8 protein-coding genes are annotated in these 8338 nt (G+C 71.4%); 4 read left to right on the top strand and 4 right to left on the bottom strand.

Features of this window, described 5'->3' with window-relative positions; all coding sequences use genetic code 11:
* Nucleotides 1–80: 80 nt before the first annotated feature.
* Entirely contained in the window at nucleotides 81–689 is a 609-nt protein-coding gene (locus ACFWP7_RS02970) for a hypothetical protein (RefSeq protein ID WP_384375033.1), read from the bottom strand.
* A 100-nt stretch (nucleotides 690–789) separates the two neighbouring features.
* Between ACFWP7_RS02970 and ACFWP7_RS02965 the strand changes: the two genes are divergently transcribed.
* The gene (locus tag ACFWP7_RS02965) at nucleotides 790–1191 is read left to right on the top strand and encodes a VOC family protein (protein ID WP_384375030.1); all 402 of its coding nucleotides are present in this window, start codon (nucleotides 790–792) and stop codon (nucleotides 1189–1191) included.
* A 26-nt stretch (nucleotides 1192–1217) separates the two neighbouring features.
* Here the strand turns inward: ACFWP7_RS02965 and ACFWP7_RS02960 are convergent, their stop codons facing one another.
* Nucleotides 1218–1904, bottom strand: coding sequence for a helix-turn-helix domain-containing protein (locus ACFWP7_RS02960; RefSeq protein ID WP_384375027.1), 687 nt, complete (start codon nucleotides 1902–1904; stop codon nucleotides 1218–1220).
* A gap of 10 nt (nucleotides 1905–1914) precedes the next feature.
* Nucleotides 1915–2850 (bottom strand): AraC family transcriptional regulator, encoded by a 936-nt coding sequence (locus ACFWP7_RS02955; protein WP_384375024.1) that lies wholly within the window; start codon nucleotides 2848–2850, stop codon nucleotides 1915–1917.
* Nucleotides 2851–2930: 80 nt separating this feature from the next.
* On the opposite strand from ACFWP7_RS02955, the gene ACFWP7_RS02950 reads away from it, so the two are divergent.
* Nucleotides 2931–3779, top strand: coding sequence for an NAD(P)H-binding protein (locus tag ACFWP7_RS02950; protein ID WP_384375021.1), 849 nt, complete (start codon nucleotides 2931–2933; stop codon nucleotides 3777–3779).
* A 47-nt stretch (nucleotides 3780–3826) separates the two neighbouring features.
* On the opposite strand, the gene ACFWP7_RS02945 is transcribed toward ACFWP7_RS02950, so the two are convergent.
* Entirely contained in the window at nucleotides 3827–4996 is a 1170-nt protein-coding gene (locus ACFWP7_RS02945) for a YihY/virulence factor BrkB family protein (RefSeq protein WP_384375018.1), read from the bottom strand.
* 17 nt (nucleotides 4997–5013) lie between these two features.
* Between ACFWP7_RS02945 and ACFWP7_RS02940 the strand changes: the two genes are divergently transcribed.
* Nucleotides 5014–6663 (top strand): acyl-CoA dehydrogenase family protein, encoded by a 1650-nt coding sequence (locus tag ACFWP7_RS02940; protein ID WP_384375015.1) that lies wholly within the window; start codon nucleotides 5014–5016, stop codon nucleotides 6661–6663.
* A gap of 343 nt (nucleotides 6664–7006) precedes the next feature.
* Entirely contained in the window at nucleotides 7007–8305 is a 1299-nt protein-coding gene (locus tag ACFWP7_RS02935) for a GAF domain-containing protein (protein ID WP_384375012.1), read from the top strand.
* Nucleotides 8306–8338: the final 33 nt, after the last annotated feature.

The following is an 8338-nucleotide window of genomic DNA, read 5'->3' as shown; positions in this document are numbered from 1 at the left end:
CCGCACGGACGGACCGCCGGGAAGGCGCGACACCGGGGCGGCTTCCGGGGAACCGGGGAGCCGGGCCGCGTATCTCCATCTCAACCCGTCGTCCCCACCTCGTTGTTGGGCGCGCCGTCGCCCACCGGCGGAAGGTCCCCGCGTTCCACCGGCGTGGTGGCGGTCGGGGCGGGGGTCGGGAAGAGGGCGGCCAGTTCGACGTTCCCCGGGCGGTGGGCCGCCGTGGCGGCGCCGCGGAGGACGGCTCGGGTGACCGAGGCCGAGTCCGCGCTCAGCCGAACGACGACGTCCCCCTTCTCGGGGAGCAGGTACTCGTGCTGCCCACTCCCGGTGCGGTACCAGCCGCCCCCGTCCCGCTCACACCCCGCACAGCTCTCCGCCGTCACCGTGCCCCGGTCCACGTAGAGGTGAATCTGACCTCCGGTCTTCTCGGACCAGTACGCGCTGGAGAAACCGTCACCGCCGTACACACCCACCGACTGCTGGGCCAGGGTGAATCCCGACACCTCCGTGACGTACACGAGTTCCGGTGCGATCTGCAAGGCCCGGGCGCGGGCGTCGAGTTCGGCCCGGTCGGGACCGGCAGGGCCAGGATCGAGCGTCCCGGCCCCCGCCTTCTCCGTGCCGCAGCCGGCGAGCAGCACGGGGAGCAGCAGCGCCGGAAGCAGAACACGCACAGTTCGGATCATGCGACCATCCTGCCGGACTCGGACACTGCGCCGGCTCCCGCTCCGGCCCGTGTCCGATTCCTTCAAGACTCCCCACCCCCACCCCGCCTACCGTGACCGCATGACTCCACGATTCGACCTGATCGGCATCGCCGTCTCCGACATGGCCGCCTCCCTCGCCTTCTACCGGCGCCTCGGGCTCACTTTTCCCGAAGGCTCCGAGGACCAGCCGCACGTCGAGACCGAACTCCCCGGCGGACTGCGGCTCGCTCTCGACACCGACGAGGTGATCCGGTCCTTCCACGCCGGGTACCGGCCCCCGGCCGTCGGTGGCCGGGTCTCTCTCGCCTTCCTCTGCGACAGTCCGGCGGAGGTCGACTCCGTGTACGACGACCTGGTCGGCGCCGGCCACCACGGCGAGCTCAAGCCGTGGGACGCCGTCTGGGGCATGCGGTACGCGGTCGTGCGGGACCCGGACGGCAACGGCGTCGACCTGTTCGCACGGCTGCCGGAAACCGCATAGCGGCGGAACCCGAACAAGGGCCGCCGCTACCCGCGTCCGAGCAGTTCCCCCAGCGTCGCCCCTGCCAACTCCCGTACATCCCGCGCCAGATGGGCCTGGTCCGCGAACCCCACCCGGACCGCCGTCTCCGCGAAGGGCACCCCGTCCCGCGCGAGGGCCAACGCCCGCTGGAGCCGCAGCACGCGGGCCAGCATCTTGGGCCCGTACCCGAACGCGGCCAGCGAACGTCGGTGCAACTGTCGGGCGCCCAGGCCGAGTTCGTCAGCGACGGCGGCCACCGGGCGCCCCGCGTCCAGGGCCGCCACGACCTCTCGGAGCAGTAGGTCGGCGGGCTCGGCATCGGCCGCCCGTGCCAGCGCCACCTCTTCGAGTGCGCTCACGGGGTCGGCCGCGGAGTCGACCCGCGCGGTAAGCCGTCGTACCTCCGAGACGGGCCAGATGTCCGCCAACTCCACGCGCTGATCCCGGAGTTCGTGGGCGGGAACGCCGAGGAGCGCGGGCGCGGTGCCGGGAAAGAAACGGACGCCCGCCCAGCCACCAGGCATCCCCTCCGGGACGTACGCATGTGTGTCAGGACCGGCGACCAGCAGCCGCCCCTCGTTCCACAGCAGGTCCATGCACCCGTCGGGCAGTACGGGCCGTGCACCGGACGCGGCCGGGGTGTTCGTCCACACCACGGCACCGGCGAGCCGGGACACCCTCTCCGCGTACACGTACGACACGCTACGCCGCTCTCGTCCGGTGCTCCTGCGGGCTGACCCCGTACACCCGCTTGAAGGCACTGGAGAGCGCGAACGCGCTGCCGTAGCCGACCTGCCGGGCGATCGCGCCGATGGTGTCCTCGGTGTCGCGCAGCCGGTCGGCGGCGAGGGCGAGGCGCCAGCCGGTCAGGTAGGTCATCGGGGGCTCGCCGACGAGTTCGCTGAAGCGGCGGGCGAGCGCGGCGCGGGAGACGCCTGCCTTGGCGGCGAGGGTCGCGACCGTCCAGGGGTGGGCCGGGTCGTCCTGGACCAGCCGCAGGACGCGGCCCACCACGGGGTCCGCCAGAGCCTGGTACCAGGCGGGCGCCTCGGCCTCGGGGCGGGAGAACCAGGCCCGCAGCGCGGCGATGACCAGCAGGTCGAGCAGCCGGTCGAGGACGACCTCCTGGCCGGGTTCGTCTCGGACGATCTCCTCGGCGAGGATGTCGGTGAGCGCGCAGTCCCACACCTCGGCGGTGAGCGTGAGGAGCGGCGGCAGGGCGTCGAGCAGCCTGCCGCTGATCTCGCCCTGCATCATGTACGTCCCGATCAGCATCACCGCGGAGCCGTCGAGCCGGTCGCCCCAGCTGCGGACACCGAGGTCCCAGTGGCCCTTCAGAGAGCGCCCGTCGGGGTAGCTGCACTCGCCGCCCGGCAGGATCACCGCCTGCGGGACCGTTCCCGGGTCGTCGGCCACGGTGTACGGGTCAGGGCCGCGCGCGATGGCGACGTCTCCCGCGCTCAGCCGCACCCGCTCTCCACCGTCCGCCGTGACCCAGGCGTCTCCGCGGACAAGCAGCATGATCGTCAGAGGGGCGCGGTCCTCCACGCGGATGCCCCAGGGCGGGTCGAAACACGCACGGATCATGAAGGCGCCACGAGCGCGTGGGCCCTCCAGGAGGCCTGCGAGTGCGTCCATGGGGCCAGCGTAGACGCGCACATATGGGAATGAGCGGTTCAGCGATGGTTCCTTGCTGAGCACCGAAGTTCACTGTCCGTATGACGGAGAACACGGCAGGTACGAAGGACATGACGGTACTGGTCACCGGCGCCACCGGGCGCACGGGCAGCCGGGTCGCGGAGGCCGCGCGGGCGGCCGGGCTCACGGTGCGGGCGGGGTCCCGTTCCCAGGGCACCCACTTCGACTGGGCGGACCGCTCGACGTGGGCGGACGCCCTGCGCGGCGCCGACGCGGCCTATCTCGCCCACCCCACGGACGTCGGCTCCCCGGACGCCACCGAGGCGGTCGGCGCCCTCGCACGCGAGGCGGTCGGGCTCGGCGTACGGCGGCTTGTGCTGCTGTCGTCGCGGGGCGAGGAGCGGGCGCACGCGACCGAGGAGGCGCTCAGGACCTCGGGCGCGGACTGGACGGTCGTACGGGCGGCGTGGTTCGCGCAGAACTTCAGCGAGGGTCCGCTGGTGGAGGGGCTGGTCCACGGGGAGCTGGTGTTCCCGGCCGGTGAGGTGCGGGAGCCGTTCATCGATGTCCGGGACATCGCGGACGTCGTGGTCGCCGCGCTGACCTCGGGCGACCGCTACATCGGGCGGGAACTCGCCATCTCGGGGCCCCGGTTGCTGTCCTTCCGCGACGCGGTCGCGGAGATCTCGAAGGCGACGGGCAGCGAGCTGAGGTACGTCCCGGTGACGGCGCGGCAGTACGGCGACACCCTGGCCGGGTTCGGGGTGCCGCCCCACGAGGTCGAGTTCCTCGTCGAGCTCTTCGAGGGCCTCCTCGACGGCCGCAACGCCCATCTCTCGGACGGCGTCCAGCGGATCCTGGGGCGCGAACCGCGCGACTTCACGGATTTCGCCCGGGAGGCCGCGGCGGCCGGAACCTGGAAGGCCTGAGCCCGTCCCGTGGTGTCGGTCCCGGTGGTGTCGGTCCCCGGCTGAGGTCACTCCCCCGGCGGCGCATCCCCGTTCTTGTGCTGCGGGCGATGCGTGTTCTTCACATGCGCCCGCAGCCGGGAGGTCACGTCCTCCGGCGGCAGGAAACGGGACCAGCGCTCCGGGAACTCGGAGGGCATGTCCGGGTCGTCGGAGTCGTCGAACTCGGCGTCGTACGAGCGGGACGCGGAGACGCGGGCGACGTACTCGGCGACCTGAGCCTCGCGCAGGCGTTCGTTGTTGGCACGGGCCGCTGCCGTGGCGGCGGCCGGCCAGACGCGGTCGATGGCGGCGTTGACGGCGGCGCCGACCAGGACCGCGAACGCGGACACGCCGATCCACAGGAGGACCGCGACAGGCGCGGCGAGCGAGCCGTAGATCGTGGGGCCCTCGACCGTGTTGGTCAGGTAGACGCGGAGAATGAGGCTGCCGACGACCCACATGGCGAGGGCCACCAGGGCGCCCGGCACGTCCTCGACCCACGGGGAACGCACCGGCACTGACACGTGGTACAGCGTGGTCAGGAAGACGATCCCGAGGACGATGACGACGGGCCAGTACAGGATCTGCACGACCGTCTCCGACCACGGCACGATGTTCACCACCGCGTCCGGGCCCGCCACCATCAGCGGCAGCGCGATCGAGCCGATCAGCAGCGCCACGACGAAGAGCAGGAACGACACAATGCGGGTCTTCACGATCCCGCGGGTGCCGTCGAGGCCGTACATCACGGTGATGGTGTCGATGAAGACGTTCACCGCGCGCGAGCCCGACCACAGGGCGAACAGAAAGCCGAGGGAGATGATGTCGGGGCGGCCGCCCTTCGTCACGTCGTGCAGGATCGGCTCGGCGATGTCGTGCACACCCTTGTCGGAGAGGATCGTGCGCGCCGCCTCCAGGATGTTGTTCTCCAGGCTGGCGATCGTGTCGGCGCCGGTCCAGTCGTCCACGTAGCCGAGCAGACCGATCATGCTCAGCAGCAGCGGCGGCACGGAGAGGAGCGTGAAGAACGCCGCCTCCGCTGCCAGACCCAGGATCCGGTACTCCATGCACGAGTTGACGGTGTCCTTGAGCAGCAGCCAGGCGGTCCTGCGCTTCGACACGTTCCTGTACAGCGCCTTGGCGCGGTGAAGACGACCCGAGGGAGGCCGTTCAGGTGTTTCTTTTGCCTGGTGCACGTCCTTACCGTATCCGTATGTCAGCCACCACCCACACCGTGACCAACCAGCCTCCGCCGCTGGTCGGATATGACGTCTTTGCCGCCGACCGGGCCCTCGCGGAGGCGGTCGAACGGCATCTCGATCCACCGCTCCTCGACGAGGCACGCGACGAGCTGTCGGCGCTCGGACGCACCTCAGGCTCCGCCCAGGTACAGGAGTGGGGCGTACTGGCCAACGAGAACCCGCCCAAGCTGCGCACCCATGACCGCTACGGCAACCGGATCGACGAGGTCGAATTCCATCCGTCCTGGCATCGGCTCCTCGGCAAGGGGGTGTCGGCCGGGCTGACGGCCGCCTGGTCGCGGCCCGGTGGGCATGTGCGGCGCGCCGCCGGTTTCGTGGTCTGGACGCAGGTCGAGGCCGGCAACGGCTGCCCGCTGTCGATGACCCACGCGGCGGTGCCCGCGCTGCGCACCGACCCGGCGCTCGCCGCCGAATGGGAGCCGCGGCTCACCTCCACCGTCTACGACCAGGAGCTGGTCCCCGCCGGCCAAAAGCCCGGCGCGCTCTTCGGGATGGGCATGACGGAGAAACAGGGCGGCAGCGACGTACGCGCCAATACGACGGCCGCGCGACCGCTCGCCGAAGACGGGACGTACGAACTGACGGGCCACAAGTGGTTCTGCTCGGCGCCGATGTCGGACGGTTTCCTGGTGCTGGCGCAGGCGACCCCTTCCAGGGAAAAAGGAGGGCTGACCTGTTTCCTCGTGCCCCGGGTCCTGGCGGACGGCACACGCAACGTCTTCCGCATCCAGCGGCTCAAGGACAAGCTCGGCAACCGGTCGAACGCGTCGAGCGAGGTCGAGTTCGACGGGACCTGGGCCCGCCGGGTCGGGGACGAGGGCCGCGGGGTGCGCACCATCATCGAGATGGTCGCGGCGACTCGCCTGGACTGTGTGCTCGGTTCGGCCGCGCTGATGCGGCAGGCCGTCGCGCAGGCCGTGCACCACTGCACCTACCGCGAGGCGTTCGGCGGCAAGCTCGTGGACAAGCCGCTGATGAGGAACGTACTGGCGGATCTGGCGCTGGAGTCCGAGGCCGCGACGACGCTCGCGCTGCGCCTTGCCGCCGCGTACGACGACGGGAGCGAGCAGGAGCGGGCGTTTCTGCGGCTCGCGGTGCCGGCCGCCAAGTACTGGGTGACCAAGCGGTGTACGCCGGTCGCGGTCGAGGCCCTCGAATGCCTGGGCGGCAACGGGTACGTCGAGGAGTCCGGCATGCCGCGGCTGTTGCGCGAGTCGCCGCTCAACTCGGTGTGGGAGGGCGCGGGCAACGTCCAGGCACTGGACGTGCTGCGCGCGCTGCAGCGGGAGCCGGGTGCGCTCGACGCGTATCTGCGTGAGGTGGGGCGGGCGCGCGGCGCCGACCACCGGCTGGACGGGGCGATCAAGAACCTGCTGACCGAACTCGCCGACCTGGAGGGCATCGAGGGCCGCGCCCGCCGTGTGGCCGAGCGGGTCGCGTTGGTGCTCCAGGGGGCACTGCTCGTCCAGCACGCGCCCCCGGAGGTCGCCGACGCGTTCTGCGCCTCACGCCTGGGCGGCGACTGGGGCTCGGCCTTCGGCACACTGCCGCACAGTCTGGATCTGGCCACGGTGGTGGAGCGGGCACGGCCGGTGTCCTGATTGCCCTGCGGGGTGTGGGGGGGGGAGTTCCTGACCTGCTGTTCAGCGGCCGGTTCCCTGGCCGGCTGGCACGGGGGTGGTGCTGCGCCGACACGGCACCACCCCCGCCTTTCGGGCTCCGTTCAAGGAGCGCCGGCGCCGCACGGGCGACGCCAATGTCATTTTCAAGGGAACTTGTGACCGTTGGCGAGAGTTGCAGACCGTTGCATTCCTTCTGCGCACCTTGCGCGAACCCCCGGCGTCGGCGGCCGGGAGCAGGCACGATGTGGGATGACGGCGGCGTGACACCTTGTACGCGGCTTGTACGTGGTTTGTACGCGGTACCGGTTTCGGGAGAGCCCAAGTGAAGACCACATCGTTCGACCCGGCATCGTTCAACCTCGCCCGGTTCGCTCCGCTGGACGCGTCCGAAACGGCGCGGCGCCTCCAGGAAACCTGGGCAGCGACGGTCACAGGTGAACGTTCCACGATCGCGCCCCGTCCCGTCATCGGTCAGTCCTGGCAACGGGTGAAACGATTCGGCGTCAATCCCGAACAGAGCACGGACAGCGCCCTGTTGCAGACGGAGGAGATCGAGCACCGCCGCACCTCGACCGCGCTCGCCGAAGTGATGCCGGTCCTCAGCCGCGGTCTCGGCTCGGTCGCCGACGCCTCCCTGCAGATCATGGTGGTCACGGACGCGGAGGGCCGGGTGCTGTGGCGCGAGGGCAACGCGGGTGTGCTGCGCCGGGCCGACACCATCTGCCTGGAGGAGGGCGCCGCCTGGAGCGAGGACACGACGGGCACCAACGCGATCGGCACCGCGCTGACCTCCGAGGCCGCCGTCCAGGTGCACTCGGCCGAGCACTTCCTGCGCAGCCTGCACAACTGGACCTGCGCCGCCGCGCCGGTGCACGACCCGCGGGACGGGCAGCTGCTGGGCATCATCGACGTGAGCGGGCCGCAGAGCACGTTCCATCCGGCCACCCTCGCACTGGTCGACTCGGTGTCCCGGCTGGCCGAAAGTGAACTACGCGGCCGGCATCTGGCGTCCATCGAACGGCTGCGCGCGGTGGCCGCGCCCGTCCTGTGCCGGATGGACGGCAAGGCGCTGGTCGTCGACACGCACGGCTGGCTCGCAGCCGTCACGGGGATGCCGCCCGTCGACCGGGTCGCCCTGCCCAACTCCTTCGGCGCGGGCCGGTACTGGCTGCCGTCCCTCGGGACCTGCGTCGTGGAGCCGCTGCCCGGCGGCTGGCTGCTCCGGGTCGCCGAGGCCGACACCTCGGGGTGCGCGAACCGTGTGGTCCTCGACCTCAGTGACATCCGGCGGCCCTGCGCCACCGTGGCCGGTGCGGCGGGCAGTTGGGCACAGGACCTGAGTCCGCGTCACGCCGAACTGCTGTACGTGCTGGCCGTGCACCGCCCGGGGCGCAGCGCCGCCGAGCTCGCCCTCGACCTCTTCGGCGACCGGACCCGCACGGTCACGGTCCGTGCCGAACTCTCCCGGCTCCGGCGCCGTCTCACGGGGCTCCTCGACCACCGCCCCTACCGCTTCCGCGAGGAGATCGAGGTCGAGGTCGTCCTCCCCGACGACCCGACCGGCCTGCTGCCGCATTCGACGGCACCCGCGGTGGTGAAGGCGCGGGTTCGTGAGGAGTGAAGGCCACTTGGGGGTGCGAGCGGGGGTGGAGGG

Origin of the sequence: Streptomyces sp. NPDC058470 (assembly GCF_042721055.1) — a bacterium.
GTDB lineage: Bacteria > Actinomycetota > Actinomycetes > Streptomycetales > Streptomycetaceae > Streptomyces.
This window is presented reverse-complemented; position numbering and strand designations above follow the sequence as displayed.

Excerpts from the sequence above, each read along its gene's own strand:
- ACFWP7_RS02970 (WP_384375033.1), bottom strand. The coding sequence starts at position 689 with ATGATCCGAACTGTGCGTGTTCTGCTTCCGGCGCTGCTGCTCCCCGTG.
- ACFWP7_RS02965 (WP_384375030.1), top strand. The coding sequence starts at position 790 with ATGACTCCACGATTCGACCTGATCGGCATCGCCGTCTCCGACATGGCC.
- ACFWP7_RS02955 (WP_384375024.1), bottom strand. The coding sequence starts at position 2,850 with ATGGACGCACTCGCAGGCCTCCTGGAGGGCCCACGCGCTCGTGGCGCC.
- ACFWP7_RS02950 (WP_384375021.1), top strand. The coding sequence starts at position 2,931 with ATGACGGAGAACACGGCAGGTACGAAGGACATGACGGTACTGGTCACC.
- ACFWP7_RS02940 (WP_384375015.1), top strand. The coding sequence starts at position 5,014 with ATGTCAGCCACCACCCACACCGTGACCAACCAGCCTCCGCCGCTGGTC.